This window comes from Aeromonas sp. Y293-4 (genome assembly GCF_027705905.1).
In the GTDB taxonomy this organism is placed as follows: domain Bacteria; phylum Pseudomonadota; class Gammaproteobacteria; order Enterobacterales; family Aeromonadaceae; genus Aeromonas; species Aeromonas veronii.
Genome location: NZ_JAPDCI010000002.1, coordinates 333,202 through 351,037, shown reverse-complemented (window position 1 = coordinate 351,037; position 17,836 = coordinate 333,202). Strand labels below are relative to the sequence as shown.

Sequence of the window (17,836 nt, the reverse complement as noted above, 5' to 3'; positions counted from 1 at the left end):
CCGGGTCGCAAGGTCGGCTGGCAACCTTGTCTGTTACCGGGTTTGGTGGTGCAATAGCGGACTTTGCCAGCAATTGTGGGGATTTTCGATGTCGGATCAAGTTTTGTCTGCCCTGGAGCACTTTTTTGCCCGCTGGCAACGGGATGGCGAGGCCAGACGAGGCCTGCCCCTGTGCGAGTGGGAGGCGGACTGGCGTTCCCCCTGCCAGCTTGGTGAGCCCGCCGATGGTCGGGTGGCCTGGCGTCCTCACCATCGCTCCGAACCCGCCGATTTTACGGCTATGGCCGATGCTCTTGAGCTGACGATTCATCCCAGCGCCATCGCCCTGTTCGGGCACTGGTTCAGCCGCCCCATCCCCTGCCTTTTCAAGGGGCTGCGCCTTGAACTGATCCTGCCGTGGAACGAGGCGGATCTCGATCTGCTCAAGGAGAACCTCATCGGCCACCTGCTGATGCTGCGCAAGTTAAAACGAACCCCCTCCATCTTTATTGCCACCACCCGCAACGAGATGACGCTCATCTCGCTGGATAACGAGAGTGGGCAGGTGTGGCTGGAGTGGCTCGATTCCGGCCGCCGTCTGACGCTGGCTCCCTCCTTGCCAGCGTTTTTGGAACGGCTGGAGACGTTACCGCAATAGCACCTGTTCGAGCCAAGGTTACTCATCGGAGCGAAAAGAGCCTTGCCATGCGGCAAGGCTCTTTTTTATGGCATCGTGTACAGGGAACGCGCTTAATCCTTGAAATCCCAGGAGAGGTTGGAGACCAGACGGCAGCTGTCGCACTTGAAGTCGAAGATCTCGTGCAGTGGCTCTGCCAGCGCCCACTCACCGCCACAGCTGGGGCAGGGGCGCGCCTTCTCCTCGGCAGCGCTCAGCCCGCCCACCCGATAGAGGTAGTAGTAGGTGGGGATGCCGCTCAGCACTTCCAGCCGCTTGGCCAGATCGGTGCCGCGCCGGTAGAGGCGGCTGCCCACTTCGCCGATTTCGTGCAGCGCCGCATGTTCGGCGATGGAGCCGTTCATCTGTAACTGATCACACGCCTCCCAATCCTCCTGCCACTTGATGATTTGTTTCTGATCGCCGTTGGCGACCGCGGGCAGTTGGTAGAGCGGAATGGGGGCGAAGTGGTCGCCACAGCGCAGCGGCGAGCAGGTATGCAGGAAGCTGGTGTAGAGCAGCATCCAGCTCGGCCGCTCGCCCTGCTGGCCGCAAGGATCTGTGCTGTCGGAGAGCAGATCAGCCCCCTGCAGCTGGAGTTTGGGCGCCAGCAGCCCGGCCTGATTGAGCTGCTGTTCGGCCAGCTTGACCTGATCGCTCTGGTTATCGGGGTGCAGGCTATCCTGCTCCGGGCAGACCACCCGACTGACGAAATAGCCGTCATGCATGCTGGTGGGGAACTCCCGCCCGAGGATCTGGCCCTGATAACGCAGCATGTCGAGGTAGTTGACGATGGCCCGCTCGGCGTCGCCAAGGGAGGTATCGCGGTAACACTCAAAGCAGAGTTCGACGATATACATGGTTCAGCCTTGCCCCTGCTGGAGGAGCAGGTCGGTCAGGCGATCCACCTTCTGTTCGATGCGTGCGAGCTGTTCGGCGAGTTGCTGCAGGGTGAGCTCCGGCGCTGGCTGGGGCACGGCCTCTGGCAGGAGCTCGCTCTCGGCGGTCGCGACGGGTTGCTGCTTCCACTGGCTCAGCACTTTCAGCAGCTCGGCCATCGGTACGGGCTGGGTAAGGCGGGCCTTGATCATGGCGGTGGTGGGTGTCAGGCCCTTGGCGGCCAGCTCGTTGGCAATTCGGATGATCTCGTGGGCGGACATAAGCATGCTCTGGGTGAGAAGGAGGGATCGATATCGGGGCGGGATCTTAACCAAAGCCAGCAGGGGAGGAAAGGGGCGGGCGGCTTAGCGGGGCTGGCGCAACATCACATCGAGCTGGTCGATCGCCTCGCACCAGTCGGAGTCGTTCCACAGGGCATCGCGCAGAAAGCTGGCCTGGGCGGCGTTCCAGAAACCGGCCTCCGGCAGCAGGGTCTCATTATCGAGGTGATGGTCGTGCACAAAGCGGTGCAGGCTCAGCTCGTCGTTGGCCATCCCAAGCTGGGCAAACAGGGCTGGCAGATCGTGGACAAGGGGTTCCATCTCGTCTCTCCCTTTGTTTAATCCCTGAGATTATAGACAGGCACAGCAACCGGGAGCAGAGACGAGATTGGAGATCAGGCAGAGGGGATGCGATGGGGGGGCAGATCAACGCCCACGACGTGCAGCCCCTGCATCTTGAGGGTGCCCTGATAGTGGCTCTCGCCATCGCTGGAGAATTCAAACTGATAGTGGGTCAGCAGCCGCAGGGGATTATGTGCCAGCTCCCGCCGATGGCGGGCCAGTGACAGCAGTTGCAGATCATGGTGCTGGCAGTAGCGGCGCATGTATTGCCAGGCCACTTCTGCCTGTTGGCGTTGCAGCCAGAACAGGCCGGCTACGGCAATCAGCAACAAAATTCCGAGCATCTCTCCCATAGGCGGGCTTCCTTATCGTGATGTCGATAACCGGGAGTCCTGCTCGGCACTCCCGATCTCCTTTTCTATTTCCCGCCGTGTTGCCTCGTGGCGTGAGGGGGAGGCGAGGGATCAGGCCGAGGCAAACAGACGGCCGATGGCCTTGCCCAGCGCATCGCTGCGCTCGGGGTCACGCAGTCTGGCCAGCATATCATTGCGAAGGGCCGGTAAAGTGACCAACTCGGCAAAAACCTGATTGAAGAACTGGGTCGGTTGCAGTGCCAGCTGTTCCAGATAGTGGCTGAGCAGATTGGCATCTTTCAGATCGGGCCAGAGCCGGCCGGCGATGGCGAGCAGCAGCGCAGGGCTCGGCTGGGTTTGCAGCAGGGTCAGTAGCTTGTTGGTGCGCAGCGTGCTGCCGGGGCAGGAGGCCATAGCGCGGCAGAGGTAGGCCAGGGTCTCAGGGTTGGGGGCGGCGCACTCCTGCTCCTTGCCGATCCACTCGAGCAGGGCGCCTTGTACTGCTGGCGGCAGCGGGGCGTTTTCAAGGCTCTGGCAGAGGGCGTAGAGCGGCTCTTGCGGTAGTTTGGGCAGCGCCTTGCAGATCAGCGCCAGATTGCGCTCATCATGCAGCCGCTCCGCCAGATCGGCAAAGCCCTGCAGCCCCAGAGTCTGCCAACCGGTGTCGTTGGGGGCGGCCAGATAGTGGCAGAGGGCATCGTAATAGGCAGAAGGGGTCTGCTCCAGCTGGCGCGCCAGTTTGGCGTGCAGACTGGCCATTTTTGCCTCTGCCGGGCGGAAGGTGTAGGGATTGTCGGCCAAGCGCTGGGCTTTCTCTTCATCCAGATCGCCGGTGAGCTTGTAGCCCAGGGTCTCCACCACCTGATCCATGAACAGCTTGGGGCCGTTTGGCATCAGCAGGCCGCGCTCATCGAGGGCAAACTTGAGGAACCAGAGGTAGTGGCGAGACTCGCTCGGCTGGAAGAAGTGCACACCCAACCAGGCGTGCTGTTGCAGCGGCCAGGGATAGGGCTCTTGCTGCTGTTCGATGCGGACAAAGGTATCGCTTGCCAGTGGCCGCACCTGGCGGCCCATGTCAAACAGCTGGAACTGGGTGCCAGCCTGAGTCAGAAATTCGGTCAAGGTATTGATGGCAGTAGGCGTCGCAGACATGGTGAGATCCGGCTAATGGTGATGCGGGCCGATTATAAGGCCCTTGCCGAGGATAGCCAGTGGCAGCAGACGTGCGCTGCGGCAGATATCAACATGGCAGCCATGCGGGGGGAGGTGTATAGTATCGCCCTTTTTTAAAGGCGGCAGGCCGCGCTGGTTGCCGTGTATGTCGTTGACCCGGCTGAACCGCCGGTGCTGCGCGACCGAATGTATCGGCATCCTGGCTGACCCTGTCGGGTCGGCGGATCAATTTGTGGTTATGAGGAAGAGAGCGAGATGAATCAATATTTGCTGGTAGCTGGCCTGTTGGGGGAACTCACCGCCGAGTTGCAGCGCCTTGAGCGCTGGCAAGCTGACCATCCCGGTGACGAAGCCCTGGCAAGCACCCTGCCTTTTTGTGTCGATACCCTGAGCTTTGATCAGTGGCTGCAGTTCGTGCTGATCCCGCGCATGGAGCAGCTGGTGATGTTGCAGGCGCCACTGCCCACCAGCGTCTCCCTCTATCCCATGGCCAGCGAAGTCTACAAAGAGGATCTGGCCGAGGCAGAAGCGCTGCTGCGCCTGATCGCACGCTTCGACCTGCTGCTCTCCGGCAAAGTGATCGAACAATGATGCCAACGCAAACCCGAGAAGAGAGTGACCTGAAGCTGACTCTGCTCTATCAGGATGAGTGGCTGGTGGCGGTCAACAAGCCGTCCGGTCTGCTGGTGCATCGCAGCTGGCTCGACAAGGGCGAGACCCGTTTTGCCATGCAGATGACCCGGGATCTCATCGGCGGTCGCCATGTCTATCCGGTGCATCGCCTCGACCGACCCACCTCCGGTGTGCTGCTGTTTGCGCTCGATCCGGTGATTGCCCGCGCACTCACCGAAGCCTTTACCCAACGTCAGGTGCACAAGGAGTATCTGGCATTGGTGCGTGGCTGGGCGCCCGAGCAGGGGGTGATCGACTATCCCCTCAAGGAGCAGTTGGACAAGATTGCCGATGCCATGAGCAACCCGGATCGCCCGGCGCAGGATGCCGTCACCACCTTCCGGCGCCTGCATCAGGTCGAGCTGCCCCACGCGGTCTCCAAGAAGCACCCCACCAGTCGCTACAGTCTGGTCAGATTGTTCCCGAAGACCGGCCGCAAGCATCAGCTGCGCCGTCATATGGATCACCTGTTCCACCCCATCGTCGGGGATACCACCCACGGGGATGGCCGCCACAACCGTTTCTTTCGCGAGCACTTTGGCTGCGAACGGCTGCTGCTGGTGGCCCGCACCCTGAGCTTTACCCATCCGGTGCTCAAGGTGCCGATGCGGATCCAGGCGCCACTCGGTCAGGATGTGCTGCGCCTGTTTGCCGAGCTGGGCTGGCCCGCCAGCGAGAGCGACTACTAAGCGCCTGATCCTCAGCCTTGAACCGGTGGCATCTGACGCCAGCTTGCTGATAGAGTTGCTCAAAAGAGTGACTCAAGCAGGGAGAGGAGAATGGCGCAGATCGATATCGTGGTAGGAACTGTCTATGGCGCAGCCATGCTGGTGGCCGAGACCTTGGCAGATGAGCTGGAACGCAAGGGGCATCACTGTTCTCTGCACGAAGAAGCACGGCTGGCGGACATCGACCCCGGCCGTTTTTTATTGCTGGTTAGTGCCACTACAGGACAGGGAGACATTCCTCCCAATCTGCAGCCTTTTGCCAGCGATCTGGTCGACAAGGCGCCTTGGCTCAAGGGGCTGCGTTATGCCCTGATTGCCATGGGCGACAGCAGCTATGACCATTTTTGTGGCGCGGGCCGTCGGCTGGACGGATTGCTGCAAGAGCTGGGGGCCACGCGAGTGATTCCCCCGCTGGAGCTGGATGCCACTTTGCACGATGAACCCGAACAGGTGGCACTCACCTGGCTGAAAAAGTGGGATATTCAGCCCTGAATATTCTCTGAAATAGAGCCATATCAATCCCCTGATCCTTAACCGGCAGGGGATTGTTATTTGCACAAATGTCATCTCACTCAGCAAGCTTATTTCCCACTCTTATTGTCGATAGTGGCGGAGGGATATTTTCCCCTTTTGGCATTCCATCGGCGTAATGGTTTCAAGCGCACCGCAGACCCGTCCTTCAAATAAAAGTTCAATCTTGAAAGCGATCTCAGTCATGTTTTTGTCATTCGAACGTAAAATAATGACTTTGGTTCAGTCGCGAATTAATTGCTGGTAACGCTTTCAGGTTTGCTTTAATTGCTGATTTTGTTGTTTTGTTGGTCATGCATTGCCTTATTTGTCGGTTTTTTACCTGCTTGTGTTGTAGCGATCGTTTGCCGAGCGATTTGTCGCCATTTTGTGAGTCGCTTCATATTTGTCGTGAAATACGCTCCCTATAATCAACCTCGGTTATCACCAACAGGATTACATGGTGATAAGAAGTTGAATATTCAGGATCACACTCCTCACTGCGGGAAATAAGGAATATGACAATGAAAATGAAGTGGCTCCCGATTGCAGCAGCTGTTACTGCCGCCCTGGCTTCCCAAGCCGCCTTTGCCGTAGATTTCCACGGTTACTTCCGTTCCGGTGTCGGTGTTTCCGGCGACGGCGACATGGTTAAATACAACGTCAATAAAGTTGGCCGTCTGGGTAACGAAAATGATACCTACGGTGAAGTGCAACTGGGTCAGGAAGTATTCAACAAAGATGGCAAGACTTTCTATGTTGATTCCATGTTTGCCATGGCTTCCAACGGTTCAAACGACTGGGAAGGTACCGGTACTGTTTGTAACTTCGATGCCAAACAGTGCAATGGTGATTCTGACTTCGCTCTGCGTCAGTTCAACGTACAAGCCAAAGGCTTGCTGAACTTTGCTCCTGAAGCAACCCTGTGGGCTGGTAAGCGTTACTATCAACGCCATGACATCCACATCTCCGACTTCTACTACTGGAACATCTCCGGTGCTGGTGCTGGTATCGAAGGCATCCAGGCTGGTCCGGGTAAAGTCTCTTTCGCATGGGTACGCAACGATCGCAGCGCTGCCGATGTGTTTGGCCAATACACCAAAACAGGTGTAACTAAGAAACCCGTTTTGGATGCCAATGGTAATCCGACCGGTAATTACATCGAAGAGCCTACTTACACCAAGAACGAAGACCTGAACGTCAATACTCTGGATCTGCGTTATGCCGGCATCCCGCTGTGGACCGATGCTTCTCTGGAGCTGGGCGTGGATTACGCTCTGGTCAATGAGACCAATGATCAGAAAGCACTGAAAAAAGACCCGAAAGACGGCGTTATGCTGACTGCTGAACTGACCGCAGGCATCCTCGGTGGTTTCAACAAAACCGTGCTGCAATACGGTACCGAAGGTTACTCCAAGACCATGGCTTTCTATGGCGATGGTTCCTGGTACGGCGCTGAAGCCAAAGACGGTGCTGATGGTTTCCGTATCATCAACTGGGGCGTTGTTCCGATGGGCAACTCCTGGGAGATGGGTCACCAGCTGGTTTACGGTGTAGGCAACGAAATGTGGGATGGCAACGACAAGTACGAAACCATGTCCGCTGTTATCCGCCCGATGTACAAGTGGGATGACTTCAACAAGACCATCTTTGAAGGCGGCTACTTCAAGGACAACAATAAGTCTACCAATGGCAGTGAAGACAAAGATGCTGGCTACAAGCTGACTCTGGCACAAGCCTGGTCTGCCGGTTCCAGCTTCTGGGCCCGTCCGGAAATCCGTGTGTTCGCCTCCTATCTGGCTAACGACGAAGACAAGAAAGTCTTCGAAGGCAATACCTCCAAAGACACCTACCAGTTTGGTGTTCAAGCAGAAGCTTGGTGGTAAGCAAAAGTTTAAGTTAAGTTAGTGACTGCCCCCTTATGGGGGCAGTTTTGTTTCGCCGGATCACGGCCACCGGATTATGGAGATAAGAAAAATGAAACGGGTAAAGATGTCTATTGCAGCCGTAATCACTGCGCTATTAACCGGTTGTGCCGGAAACATGGTTGTTCCTCTGCAAGAACATGGCTCGATCTTGAGCGATGCAGATCAAGCCAAGCAAGCGTTGGCCAAAGCCTCAAGCTGCTGTGTGGCGTTTAAAGATTTCAGTTATGCCCCCTTGCCTGAAGGTGAGACCTTGCTGGCCATTGATGGCAAGCAACCCACTTTTCAGTTTGATGAGGGGATGAGTTACTTTGCGGCTTATCGCTTGCCGACCAACACCGGCAATCTGGCGATCAGCCTAGCATCACAGGTGAGTAAAACCGTGATGGTGCCCAAGGTTATTATGCTGGATGCCGAGTTCAAGGTGACTCGGGTCCTGGGTGAGTCAGTATTCAGCTATCAGCCTGCTCACTTGCTCGATAACGACCGTATTGAAGGGCGTGTTTTTGTTGACCGCAGCATGCCTGGCAACCCGGCCAGCGAAACATACATGATCGTTTATGCGCCCGCGGATAAGCTCTCTGGCAGCACAACAATCCTGCATCCATCAAAAGCGTTTGCTCGCGCTAATGGTACCGTTGAGCCTGATATCAAGGATCCAGTGATCCCGCACTCCCCGTGGGGTTTGGTGCAGATCAAAGTCAAAGATATGGCCCGTGGAAGTGGTCTTGAAGCGGTATTCAAACCCGAATATGCCGACAAGGTGGCCATGAGCCAGGGTCAGCAGGTTGCCGCGATAGCGACTACCGCAGCCGTTACCACAACTGCAACAGCTGCGGTCGCAGCCAAACCTGCTCCTGCCATGCTGAGTGAAACAGAAGCCTTCTACCAGAGCCAGATCGAAAAAGCGGTCAAGGCGGGGGATATCGACAAGGCGATGAAGCTGGTGAACGAGGCCGAGCGGGCCGGTTCAACCAAGGCAAAAAGCGTGTTTATTGATGCGGTCAAGCGCTCGCAAAAATAGAGTAATACGACCGTTTGCTGGTCAGATATATTTGTTGAGGCCTCCCTTGTTGGAGGCCTTTTTAATCGGTAGACTGTAATAAATAAAAATCAAGCTGTTACGTTTAGTTACAATTGGTTTCCGTTCGGTATAATTGGCATTATTAAAATACAAAGTGAAACTGCTATTTATATGTCTTTGTAATAAAGTGATAATGCGGATTATTAACTTATATTAGAGGTGTTTTTTAGCCGCTAAACAAGTTGTGATCTTCCCTCCAAATTCAATATTCCCCCGCCTTCGAAAGCAGCAATTTATGACCCGCTGGGTTATATTCTGATGGTCAAAATAAACAAGCCCGACTCGAAGATATCTGAATGAATCAGTGCTTATTTCATCCAGATAGATCGTTCAGGGACGACAATCCATTCAGGAGCGCACACAATGTTCAAAAATGCTTTCTCTAATCTGCAAAAGGTTGGTAAGGCGCTGATGCTGCCAGTATCAGTCTTGCCAGTCGCAGGTATTCTGCTGGGAGTGGGTGCTGCCCACTTCAGCTGGATGCCGGAAATTGTCTCCCAATTGATGGAGCAAGCCGGTGGTTCTGTATTTGGCCAGATGGCCCTGCTGTTCGCAGTGGGTGTTGCTCTGGGCTTTACCAATAACGACGGTGTATCAGGTCTGTCAGCCATCGTTGGCTACGGCATCATGGTCGCAACCCTGAAGGTCATGGCACCTGTGATGGGTGTTGAAACCATCGAAACCGGCGTGCTGGGTGGTATCCTGGCCGGTGGTATCGCTGCCTGGGCGTTCAACCGCTTCTACAAGATCCAGCTGCCAGAGTACCTGGGTTTCTTCGCGGGCAAACGTGCCGTACCCATCATCACCGGTTTCCTCTCCATCGGTCTGGGTGTGATCCTGTCCGTGATTTGGCCGCCAGTGGGTGGCGCCATCGGTGCCTTCTCTGACTGGGCTGCCAACCAGAACCCGGTACTGGCCTTCGGTATCTACGGCGTGGTTGAACGCTCCCTGATCCCGTTCGGTCTGCACCACATCTGGAACGTACCGTTCTTCTATCAGGCTGGTACCTGTGTCAACGGTGCTGGTGAAACTGTTCACGGTATCATGACCTGCTTCCTGACTGCTGATGACGCGTCCCGCGCTGCCGGTAACGGCTTCGGTCAGCTGGCTGGTGGCTACCTGTTCAAAATGTTCGGTCTGCCTGCTGCTGCGTTCGCCATCGCTCACGCTGCCAAGCCGGAAAACCGCGCCAAGATCGTTGGTATCATGGCCTCTGCTGCCCTGACCTCTTTCCTGACCGGTATCACCGAGCCGATTGAATTCTCCTTCCTGTTCATCGCTCCGGTTCTGTACGCAATCCACGCGGTACTGGCTGGTCTGGCTTATGTGCTGACCAACTCTCTGGGTATCGTACACGGTCACACCTTCTCCAACGGCTTCATCGACTTCGTGGTGCAATCACCGCGTGCCGACAACATGCTGCTGCTGGTTGGTCTGGGTCTGGTTTATGCGGCCATCTACTACGTGGTATTCAGCTTCGTTATCCGTGCCATGAACCTGAAAACCCCGGGTCGTGAAGACGAGACTGCTGAAGAGGCCGTTGGCCAAGGCAAAGACGAGATGTCTGCTGCTCTGGTTGCCGCCTTCGGTGGTAAAGAGAACATCGCTTCTCTGGATGCCTGCATCACCCGTCTGCGTGTTGGCGTGAAAGATGTTGCCAAAGTTGACCAGGCTGGTCTGAAGAAACTGGGTGCTGCCGGTGTGGTAGTGGCTGGTTCCGGCGTTCAAGCCATCTTCGGTACCAAGTCTGACAACCTGAAAACCGACATGGACATCTGGATGAAGAGCAACTAATTCTGTTGCCTGAATATCAGCGTGTTTGAAGAGGGAGGCGAAAGCCTCCCTCTTGCTATTTGTGGTTATGGAGCGTGCGAGTCGCTGTAGATCGATCTCGGCAGGAGTCTCTTTGCCCAAGGGGCGATATGTAACGGGATGCCCTCTGTCGGCACAACTGCTGGTGTGCCTCGCGGCGCCTTATCGCACACCATCACCAGATCAACCTATCGCCAGATAAAGTCATCCAGTAATCAGCCAATAAAAAGAGCGCCATCTGGGCGCTCTTTTGTCGAGTCGAGGGGATTAGAGTTTCTCCAGATCCCGTTCGATTTCGCTGATCTTGTTCTGTACCACTTTTTCCAGATGGCGCAGATCGCGCAGGATCTTCTGCTTGATGTCCGGGTCGGCCTGCTGATGGACGCCCTGGGTCAGGTTATCCAGCTCGTCCACCACATACTTGAGGTTGGCGTTGATCTCGGTGACATCCTTGTACTCATGGGTACCGGAGTCGACCAGCATGGTCTTGCGCTGGCGGGGATACTTGAATTTGACACTCTTGGCGAAGAACTCGCCCTTCTGCTTCTTGAAGTAGATCTTGAGGATGTCGTGGTTGGCCTCCTGGCGCAGGGTGTAGCTGTCGACGGAGGCGGGATCCTGGATCCCCAGGCTCTTCAGATTCTCGTACATCAGGCTTCCTCGGTTTGAAACGATCCTGTCCCATCCATCTTAACCGATGCCTCATGGCTTGCCTGTGACAGGGGCGCCAAAATGAAAAGGGCGCCATCAGGCGCCCTTTCATCACAGCAATGCTGATTACTCGTCGATGGAGCGCAGCAGGGCGTTGATGCCGACTTTGGCACGGGTTTTGGCATCGACCTTTTTGACGATCACCGCCGCGTAGAGGCTGTACTTGCCGCACTTGGAGGGCAGGGAGCCGGAGACGACTACAGAGCCAGCCGGTACGCGGCCGTAGTGAATTTCGCCGGTTTCGCGGTCATAGATGCGGGTGGACTGGCCGATAAAGACGCCCATGGAGATGACGGAACCTTCCTCAACGATCACCCCTTCAACCACTTCGGAGCGGGCGCCGATAAAGCAGTTGTCTTCGATGATGGTCGGGTTGGCCTGCAGCGGTTCCAGTACGCCACCGATGCCGACGCCGCCGGAGAGGTGGACGTTCTTACCGATCTGGGCGCAAGAGCCGACAGTGGCCCAGGTATCGACCATGGTACCTTCGTCAACGAAGGCGCCGATGTTGACATAGGAGGGCATCAGCACGGTATTGGGGGCGATAAAGGAGCCTTTGCGGGCAGTTGCCGGCGGCACCACGCGCACACCCGCTTCCTTGAACTGCTCGGCGGTATAGTTGGAGAACTTGAGGGGAACCTTGTCGTAGTACTGGGCATCGTCGCCCTTGATGATGCCGTTGTCGTTGATGCGGAAGTAGAGCAGTACCGCTTTCTTCAACCACTGATGGACAACCCACTCACCGGCGATCTTCTCGGCAACCCGTGCCTTGCCAGAGTCCAGCAGGTCGATGGCTTGCAGGATGGCGGACTTGGTGGCGCTATCCACGGAGCCCGGAGTAATGGTGTCGCGGCGCTCGAAGGCCGCTTCAATGATCTGTTGCAACTCGGTCATGACAGGTTTCCTTTAAAAAATTCTGTTTGTTGTATCACACTTTTCCGACTGTTTTTAAGGGGTTGACCGGAATTCTTCCGGCCAGTGGCCATTTCTTCATCCGGTGTGCGCCAACCAGTTGTTTGGCATGGCAAAAAACGCCCGACAACCAGTCTCTTTCGAATCACTCTTCGCTTAATCCAGTACCGACTGTTGGGGATTGAGTTGGTGTACCAGTCGCTCTTCCAGCTGTTTTTGCTGCTCGGCGGTCAATGGTTCGCCATCGAGGCTGGTCAGGCTGAAAAAGTCCTCGACCCTCTCACCGAAAGTGGCGATTTTGGCGGCGTGCAGCGACAGCCCGCACTGCTGGAAAACGGCACCGATCCGGGCCAGCAGGCCGGGGGTATCGAGGGCAGTCAGCTCCATCAGGGTGTGACGGCTTTCCCCTTTATGGGGCAGGAAGACCACCCGGGTCGGCACGCTGAACTGGCGGTGGCGCCGCGACAGCGGCTTGTTGCGCAGCACCAGCTTGCCCGGCTCCTGCAGCGCCTTCTCCAGCGCCTTCTTGATGGTGGCGGTGCGGTTGGGGCTGATGGGCTCGCCGCTCGGCTCCAGCACCACGAAGGTATCGAGTACATAGTTGCTGCGCGAGTTCATGATCTGGGCATCGTGGATGTTGAGGTTCTTCTGATCCAGCGCCGAGGCGACGGTGGCAAACAGATTCGGGGTATCGCGGCAGTAGATAAATACCTCGCTGCCGCCGCGGGTCGGGTGTTTGCCGATGATCACCAGCGGCGCCGGATTGTCACGATGCTCGATGATGTGGCGGCAGTGCCAGGCGATCTGTTCCGGGCTGTGACGCAGGAAGTAGTCGGCCTTGAAGTCGCCCCAGAGCTGGTTGATTGCCTCTTCCGATACATCCCGTTGCGCAAGTAGTTGCTTGGCCTGACGCTGGTTTTCGCGAATGCGCAGCCGCATGTCGGGCGGGTTCTCCAGCCCCTGGCGCAGCGCCTTCTGGGTGGCGAAGTAGAGCTCCCGCAGCAGGGTGCCCTTCCAGTCGTTCCACAGGGTATCGTTGGTGGCGCAGATATCGGCCACGGTGAGGCAGTAGAGCAGGTCGAGATGCTGCTCGTCGCGCACCTTCTGGGCAAAATCGGTGACCACGTCGGGGTCATAGATATCGCGGCGCTGGGCGGTGACCGACATCAGCAGATGGTGGCGCACCAGCCAGGCGACCAGTCGGCTCTCGTAGCGATCGAGGCCGTGCAGCTGGCAGAACTCCAGCGCATCGACGGCGCCGAGCTCCGAGTGATCGCCGCGCCGTCCCTTGGCGATATCGTGGAACAGGGCGGCGATGCTGAGCAGCTCAGGTTTGCGCAGCCGGGTGAAGACATCGTGGCAGAGCGGGTGACTCTGGCGGCTGGCCGGATTGGGGAACTGGTGAATGTTCTTGAGCAGCCGGTGGGTGTGCTCATCTACGGTGTAGGCGTGGAACATATCGAACTGCATCTGGCCGACGATCAGGTTCCATTGCGGCAGATAGGCCGCCAGAATGCCGTACTTGTGCATCAGGGTGAGCGGCAGGCCGATGCCGTTGGGGTGGCGCAGCAGCGCCATAAAGAGGCGACGGCAGTCGGGTAAGTCTTGCAACCAGCAGTTGAGTTTGCGGCGCGCCTCGCGCAGTTGGCGCAAGGTGGCCGAGTGGATACCCGCAATCTCGGGGTGTTGGGCCATCTGATAGAAGAGGCGCAGGATGGCGGCCGGTTCACGGCTAAACAACTCCGCATCCACCGCATCGATGAGGCGGCCACGGAGCTGGAACTCGTCGGAGAGGCGGCGCACATCCATGGCTGTGTTGCCGAGGATGGCTTCGTCAAACAGCTGCAGCAGCATCTCGTTGAGCTCGGAGACCCGCCGTACCGTCTGATAGAAGCGTTTCATCATCTGCTCGACCGGAGTGTTGCCTTCCCCCTCGAACCCCAACATCTGGGCCACGGTGCGCTGGCGATCGAACAGCAGGCGGTTATCTCCCTTGTTTATGGCCATGTGCAGGGCGAAGCGCACCTTCCAGAGAAAATTCTGGCAGTCGAGCAGCTCGCGGTACTCGGCGCGATTGAGAAAGCCGTGGCTGGTCATCTCGAACAAGGTGGTGGCGCCAAAGTGGCGGCGGGCGACCCAGGCGAGAGTTTGAATATCCCGCAGGCCACCCGGATTGCTCTTGAGATCCGGCTCCAGCTTGTAGGCGGTACCGAGAAACTGCTGATGGCGCTCCGCCTGCTCTTGCCGTTTGGCGCGAAAGAAGGCTTCGCTCGGCCAGAAGTGCTGGGGGCCGGTGGCCTCTTTCAGTTGCCGGAAGCCCTCCTGGCGACCTGTGATGTAGCGGGCCTCAATGAGGTTGGTGGCGACAGTGATATCGGCGCGCCCCTGCTCAAGGCACTCCGCCACGTTGCGCACCGCCTGACCCACCTCAAGCTTGAGGTCCCACAGCAAGGTGATGAACTCGCCGATGCGCAGTCCCAACACCTCGTCCAGTTCGTCGCCGTCATAGAGGATCAGCAGGTCGATATCGGAGTGTGGGTGCAGCTCGCCGCGACCATACCCCCCCACAGCGATCAGGGTCAGATCGCTCTTGTCAAAGCCGAACTTCTGCCACAACCGGCAGAGCAACTGATCCATGTACTCGGAGCGGGTGGCGACCAGCTCGATGATGTTGTCGCCGGCATCAAAACGGGCGTGCAGCCAGCCGAGAAAGCGGCTCAGGTACTCTTTGCAGTTGTCGCGAGTGAGCTGATCATCGGGTAACAAATGGGGGGAAAGCAGGCTGGCGTCCATGGCATCTCACACACAGTGGCAGGCAAATGGCTGAAACAGAAGTAAAAACCCCGGCGCTTTGGAAGTTCAGGGCCGGGGTTCGATGTTAGCTGTGTTTGATGAAGCGGTCGATAGTGTCATCGGGGCGCAGGGTGAGCACCTCGCAGCCATCCTCGGTCACCAGCAGGGTGTGTTCCCACTGGGCGGAGTCGCCGCCATCCTTTGTGGTTACGGTCCAGCCATCCTTCGGATTGACCTTGCAGTGATACTTCTTGCTGTTGACCATCGGCTCGATGGTGAAGCACATGCCCGCTTTCAGCTCCAGCTTGCCACTGTTGCGGTAGTGGAGGATCTGCGGCTCTTCGTGGAACTCGGCACCGATACCGTGACCGCAGTAGTCACGCACCACGGAGAAACCGGCCTTCTCGACGATGGGCTGGATGACGGCCCCAATCTCGGTGATGCAGGCACCCGGGCGCACCTTCTTGATGGCAGCGTAGAGGCTCTCTTGCGCAACCTTGCAGAGCTGGCGGCGCAGCGGGGTGGTCTCGCCCACGATGAACATGGCCGAGGTATCACCGTGGTAGCCATCCTTGATGACGGTGATATCCAGGTTGATGATGTCGCCATCGCGCAGCTTCTTGTGATTCGGGATACCGTGGCAGATCACATCGTTCACCGAGGTGCAGATGGATTTGGGGAAGCCGTGGTAGTTGAGCGGAGCTGGAACCGCCTGTTGTACGTCGACAATATAGTCGTGGCAGAGGGTGTTCAGTTCGTCAGTGGTGACGCCAGCTTTGACATGGGGCGCAATCATGACCAGCACATCGGCGGCCAATTGGCCGGCAACGCGCATCTTTTCAATCTCTTCCGGTGTCTTGATTTTAATGGACATGGGATCTCTCTTGCGGCCTGCCGCTAGGCCTGCGAGGGCAGACAGGACAGGTAATGAAAAATAGATGCGTTTGCAATCAGGGCAAAATTTTATCCGCAACCCCCGCGTACTTCCAGTGTGATTGTCATCACAACGTCAAATCGGCGTCGCAGCATCCTCTGGCGGGATCCATATTTACACCTGTTTAGGGTGTCGGCCGGTGGTGTCCTGAACAAAGTTATGGTATAAAGCGCGCCGGAATGGGGAACTTGCGTCCCGATTTCATCACCCTTACTTAAACAACACACACACATCGACACATATGCCGGGGTGCCTTAACGGGTCGGTTATATGGGATGTGTGGAGGCCTAACCCCAATACAGAGGTATAAAATGGCTAAAGTTTCTATGCGCGACATGCTGCAAGCCGGCGTTCACTTCGGTCACCAGACTCGTTACTGGAACCCGAAAATGAAATCCTACATCTTCGGTGCCCGCAGCAAAGTTCACATCATCAACCTGGAAAAAACCGTTCCGATGTTTGACGATGCCATGAACTTCATCAGCTCCGTAGCTGCCAAGAAAGGCAAGGTACTGTTCGTTGGTACCAAGCGTGCCGCGTCTGAAGCCGTAAAAGAAGCCGCTGAGCGTTGCGACCAGTTCTATGTAAACCACCGCTGGCTGGGCGGTATGCTGACCAACTGGAAAACCGTTCGTCAGTCTATCAAGCGCCTGAAAGATCTGGAAACCCAGAGCCAAGACGGTACCTTCGACAAGCTGACCAAGAAAGAGGCGCTGATGCGTACTCGCGAAATGGAAAAGCTGGAGAAGAGCCTGGGTGGTATCAAGAACATGGGCGGCCTGCCTGACGTTCTGTTCGTTGTCGATGCCGACCACGAGCATATCGCTATCAAAGAAGCCAATAACCTGGGTATCCCGGTAGTTTCCATCGTTGATACCAACTCCAACCCGGACGGCGTTGACTATGTCATCCCGGGTAACGACGACGCTATCCGTGCCGTACAGCTGTACCTGAATGCTGCTGCTGACACCGTACTGGAAGCTCGCGCTCAGGACATCGTTGTTCAAGCCGAACAAGATGGCTTCGTTGAAGCTGAGTAATTGATAAGGACTGTAAAGCCCTTATTAACCAAGCTGATGTAATTGGTTAGCAGGGGCCCTTGTGGCCCCTGTTTCTTGTCAATTCAAGACCGAGGATACTGGACATGGCTAACGTTACTGCCGCCCTGGTAAAAGAACTGCGCGAGCGCACTGCCGCTGGCATGATGGATTGCAAAAAAGCACTGGAAGAAGCTGCTGGTGATATCGAGCTGGCAATTGAGAACATGCGCAAATCCGGTCAGGCCAAAGCCGCCAAGAAAGCTGGCCGTATCGCCGCTGAAGGCGTTATCTTTGCTCGCACCGAAGGCAACGTTGCCGTCATGATCGAGCTGAACAGCGAAACCGACTTCGTCGCCAAAGATGCCAGCTTCATGGCAATGGGCCAGAAGATCGCTGACATCGCTGCGACCCAGAAAATTGCTGACGTTGACGCGCTGAAAGCCGCTGACTTCGGTAACGGCGAATCCGTCGAGCTGACCATCACCAACCTGATCGCCAAGATCGGTGAGAACATGAACCTACGTCGCGTGATGCTGGTTGAAGGTGACAACCTGGGTACCTACGTTCACGGTTCCCGCATTGGTGTTATCACCAAGCTGACCGGTGGTTCTGCCGAGCTGGCCAAAGATCTGGCCATGCACGTTGCTGCCAACAGCCCGCAATTCGTCAAGCCTGAAGACGTGTCTGCTGAAGTCGTTGCCAAAGAGCGCGAAATCCAGATCGACATCGCCATCAACTCCGGCAAGCCGAAAGAGATCGCCGAGAAGATGGTTGAAGGCCGCATGAAGAAGTTCACCGGTGAGGTTTCCCTGACTGGTCAACCGTTCGTGAAAGATCCTTCCATGACCGTTGCCGAGCTGCTGAAGAAAGAAGGCGCTGAAGTTGTCTCCTTCACCCGTTTCGAAGTGGGCGAAGGCATCGAGAAGCAAGAGACCGATTTCGCTGCTGAAGTTGCAGCCCAAATCGCGGCCGCTCAAAAGGCCTAATCGAACCGGTTTTTCCGTTTCCCCAGACCGCGACTTATGTCGCGGT

The 17,836-nt window shown here is 56.8% G+C and carries 18 protein-coding genes; 9 read left to right on the top strand and 9 right to left on the bottom strand.

The window, feature by feature from the left end:
* The first annotated feature begins 88 nt into the window (after positions 1-88).
* The gene (syd, locus tag OKC31_RS03705; protein WP_158110989.1) at positions 89-637 is read left to right on the top strand and encodes a SecY-interacting protein; all 549 of its coding nucleotides are present in this window, start codon (positions 89-91) and stop codon (positions 635-637) included.
* A gap of 92 nt (positions 638-729) precedes the next feature.
* Here syd and OKC31_RS03700 read toward each other — a convergent pair whose 3' ends face one another.
* The 5 genes from OKC31_RS03700 to OKC31_RS03680 form a co-directional block, all read right to left on the bottom strand.
* Positions 730-1,515 (bottom strand): Zn-ribbon-containing protein, encoded by a 786-nt coding sequence (locus OKC31_RS03700; protein WP_266134128.1) that lies wholly within the window; start codon positions 1,513-1,515, stop codon positions 730-732.
* 3 nt (positions 1,516-1,518) lie between these two features.
* A complete protein-coding gene (locus OKC31_RS03695; RefSeq protein WP_042081118.1) occupies positions 1,519-1,815 on the bottom strand; it encodes a DNA-binding protein in 297 nt (98 codons plus the stop codon).
* An 84-nt stretch (positions 1,816-1,899) separates the two neighbouring features.
* A complete protein-coding gene (locus OKC31_RS03690) occupies positions 1,900-2,136 on the bottom strand; it encodes a DUF2789 family protein (RefSeq protein WP_005338602.1) in 237 nt (78 codons plus the stop codon).
* 74 nt (positions 2,137-2,210) lie between these two features.
* Positions 2,211-2,510 (bottom strand): DUF3301 domain-containing protein, encoded by a 300-nt coding sequence (locus tag OKC31_RS03685; protein WP_005338600.1) that lies wholly within the window; start codon positions 2,508-2,510, stop codon positions 2,211-2,213.
* Between the two features lie 111 nt (positions 2,511-2,621).
* Positions 2,622-3,662, bottom strand: coding sequence for a DUF3549 family protein (locus OKC31_RS03680; protein WP_270656288.1), 1,041 nt, complete (start codon positions 3,660-3,662; stop codon positions 2,622-2,624).
* A gap of 276 nt (positions 3,663-3,938) precedes the next feature.
* Here OKC31_RS03680 and OKC31_RS03675 point away from each other — a divergent pair, with 276 nt between their 5' ends.
* The 6 genes from OKC31_RS03675 (at position 3,939) to ptsG (ending at position 10,396) form a co-directional block, all read left to right on the top strand.
* Complete coding sequence (locus OKC31_RS03675) at positions 3,939-4,274, top strand: YqcC family protein (RefSeq protein ID WP_005338596.1); 336 nt, start codon at positions 3,939-3,941, stop codon at positions 4,272-4,274.
* Positions 4,271-5,044 (top strand): tRNA pseudouridine(65) synthase TruC, encoded by a 774-nt coding sequence (gene truC, locus OKC31_RS03670; RefSeq protein WP_139428998.1) that lies wholly within the window; start codon positions 4,271-4,273, stop codon positions 5,042-5,044. Before OKC31_RS03675 ends, truC begins: the two co-directional genes overlap by 4 nt.
* Positions 5,045-5,134: 90 nt before the next feature.
* Positions 5,135-5,575 (top strand): flavodoxin, encoded by a 441-nt coding sequence (locus OKC31_RS03665; protein WP_270656287.1) that lies wholly within the window; start codon positions 5,135-5,137, stop codon positions 5,573-5,575.
* A 542-nt stretch (positions 5,576-6,117) separates the two neighbouring features.
* The gene (locus tag OKC31_RS03660) at positions 6,118-7,479 is read left to right on the top strand and encodes a maltoporin (protein ID WP_108612675.1); all 1,362 of its coding nucleotides are present in this window, start codon (positions 6,118-6,120) and stop codon (positions 7,477-7,479) included.
* A 91-nt stretch (positions 7,480-7,570) separates the two neighbouring features.
* On the top strand, positions 7,571-8,542 hold the full coding sequence (locus OKC31_RS03655) for a MalM family protein (protein ID WP_005358661.1): 972 nt from the start codon (positions 7,571-7,573) through the stop codon (positions 8,540-8,542).
* 423 nt (positions 8,543-8,965) lie between these two features.
* The gene (gene ptsG, locus OKC31_RS03650; protein WP_005338586.1) at positions 8,966-10,396 is read left to right on the top strand and encodes a PTS glucose transporter subunit IIBC; all 1,431 of its coding nucleotides are present in this window, start codon (positions 8,966-8,968) and stop codon (positions 10,394-10,396) included.
* A 285-nt stretch (positions 10,397-10,681) separates the two neighbouring features.
* Here ptsG and OKC31_RS03645 read toward each other — a convergent pair whose 3' ends face one another.
* The 4 genes from OKC31_RS03645 to map form a co-directional block, all read right to left on the bottom strand.
* Positions 10,682-11,065 carry a DUF3461 family protein gene (locus tag OKC31_RS03645; RefSeq protein WP_005338583.1) on the bottom strand — a complete coding sequence of 128 codons (384 nt, stop codon included), beginning with the start codon at positions 11,063-11,065 and terminating at the stop codon, positions 10,682-10,684.
* 126 nt (positions 11,066-11,191) lie between these two features.
* Positions 11,192-12,019 carry a 2,3,4,5-tetrahydropyridine-2,6-dicarboxylate N-succinyltransferase gene (gene dapD / locus OKC31_RS03640; RefSeq protein WP_005338581.1) on the bottom strand — a complete coding sequence of 276 codons (828 nt, stop codon included), beginning with the start codon at positions 12,017-12,019 and terminating at the stop codon, positions 11,192-11,194.
* 174 nt (positions 12,020-12,193) lie between these two features.
* On the bottom strand, positions 12,194-14,830 hold the full coding sequence (gene glnD, locus OKC31_RS03635) for a bifunctional uridylyltransferase/uridylyl-removing protein GlnD (RefSeq protein WP_075114989.1): 2,637 nt from the start codon (positions 14,828-14,830) through the stop codon (positions 12,194-12,196).
* An 85-nt stretch (positions 14,831-14,915) separates the two neighbouring features.
* On the bottom strand, positions 14,916-15,704 hold the full coding sequence (map, locus tag OKC31_RS03630) for a type I methionyl aminopeptidase (protein ID WP_005338579.1): 789 nt from the start codon (positions 15,702-15,704) through the stop codon (positions 14,916-14,918).
* 371 nt (positions 15,705-16,075) lie between these two features.
* Here map and rpsB point away from each other — a divergent pair, with 371 nt between their 5' ends.
* Positions 16,076-16,804: a 30S ribosomal protein S2 gene (gene rpsB, locus OKC31_RS03625; protein WP_005303470.1), complete on the top strand. Its 729-nt coding sequence runs from the start codon at positions 16,076-16,078 to the stop codon at positions 16,802-16,804.
* A gap of 104 nt (positions 16,805-16,908) precedes the next feature.
* Positions 16,909-17,790, top strand: coding sequence for a translation elongation factor Ts (tsf, locus tag OKC31_RS03620; protein WP_075114988.1), 882 nt, complete (start codon positions 16,909-16,911; stop codon positions 17,788-17,790).
* Positions 17,791-17,836 lie beyond the last annotated feature (46 nt).

Bases quoted from the DNA above. Each gene is read 5' to 3' on its own strand.
- truC (WP_139428998.1), top strand. From the start codon at position 4,271: ATGATGCCAACGCAAACCCGAGAAGAGAGTGACCTGAAGCTGACTCTG.
- OKC31_RS03655 (WP_005358661.1), top strand. From the start codon at position 7,571: ATGAAACGGGTAAAGATGTCTATTGCAGCCGTAATCACTGCGCTATTA.
- OKC31_RS03680 (WP_270656288.1), bottom strand. From the start codon at position 3,662: ATGTCTGCGACGCCTACTGCCATCAATACCTTGACCGAATTTCTGACT.
- ptsG (WP_005338586.1), top strand. From the start codon at position 8,966: ATGTTCAAAAATGCTTTCTCTAATCTGCAAAAGGTTGGTAAGGCGCTG.
- dapD (WP_005338581.1), bottom strand. From the start codon at position 12,019: ATGACCGAGTTGCAACAGATCATTGAAGCGGCCTTCGAGCGCCGCGAC.
- OKC31_RS03700 (WP_266134128.1), bottom strand. From the start codon at position 1,515: ATGTATATCGTCGAACTCTGCTTTGAGTGTTACCGCGATACCTCCCTT.
- OKC31_RS03695 (WP_042081118.1), bottom strand. From the start codon at position 1,815: ATGTCCGCCCACGAGATCATCCGAATTGCCAACGAGCTGGCCGCCAAG.
- map (WP_005338579.1), bottom strand. From the start codon at position 15,704: ATGTCCATTAAAATCAAGACACCGGAAGAGATTGAAAAGATGCGCGTT.
- glnD (WP_075114989.1), bottom strand. From the start codon at position 14,830: ATGGACGCCAGCCTGCTTTCCCCCCATTTGTTACCCGATGATCAGCTC.
- tsf (WP_075114988.1), top strand. From the start codon at position 16,909: ATGGCTAACGTTACTGCCGCCCTGGTAAAAGAACTGCGCGAGCGCACT.
- OKC31_RS03665 (WP_270656287.1), top strand. From the start codon at position 5,135: ATGGCGCAGATCGATATCGTGGTAGGAACTGTCTATGGCGCAGCCATG.
- OKC31_RS03660 (WP_108612675.1), top strand. From the start codon at position 6,118: ATGAAAATGAAGTGGCTCCCGATTGCAGCAGCTGTTACTGCCGCCCTG.
- OKC31_RS03645 (WP_005338583.1), bottom strand. From the start codon at position 11,065: ATGTACGAGAATCTGAAGAGCCTGGGGATCCAGGATCCCGCCTCCGTC.
- OKC31_RS03690 (WP_005338602.1), bottom strand. From the start codon at position 2,136: ATGGAACCCCTTGTCCACGATCTGCCAGCCCTGTTTGCCCAGCTTGGG.
- OKC31_RS03685 (WP_005338600.1), bottom strand. From the start codon at position 2,510: ATGGGAGAGATGCTCGGAATTTTGTTGCTGATTGCCGTAGCCGGCCTG.
- OKC31_RS03675 (WP_005338596.1), top strand. From the start codon at position 3,939: ATGAATCAATATTTGCTGGTAGCTGGCCTGTTGGGGGAACTCACCGCC.
- rpsB (WP_005303470.1), top strand. From the start codon at position 16,076: ATGGCTAAAGTTTCTATGCGCGACATGCTGCAAGCCGGCGTTCACTTC.
- syd (WP_158110989.1), top strand. From the start codon at position 89: ATGTCGGATCAAGTTTTGTCTGCCCTGGAGCACTTTTTTGCCCGCTGG.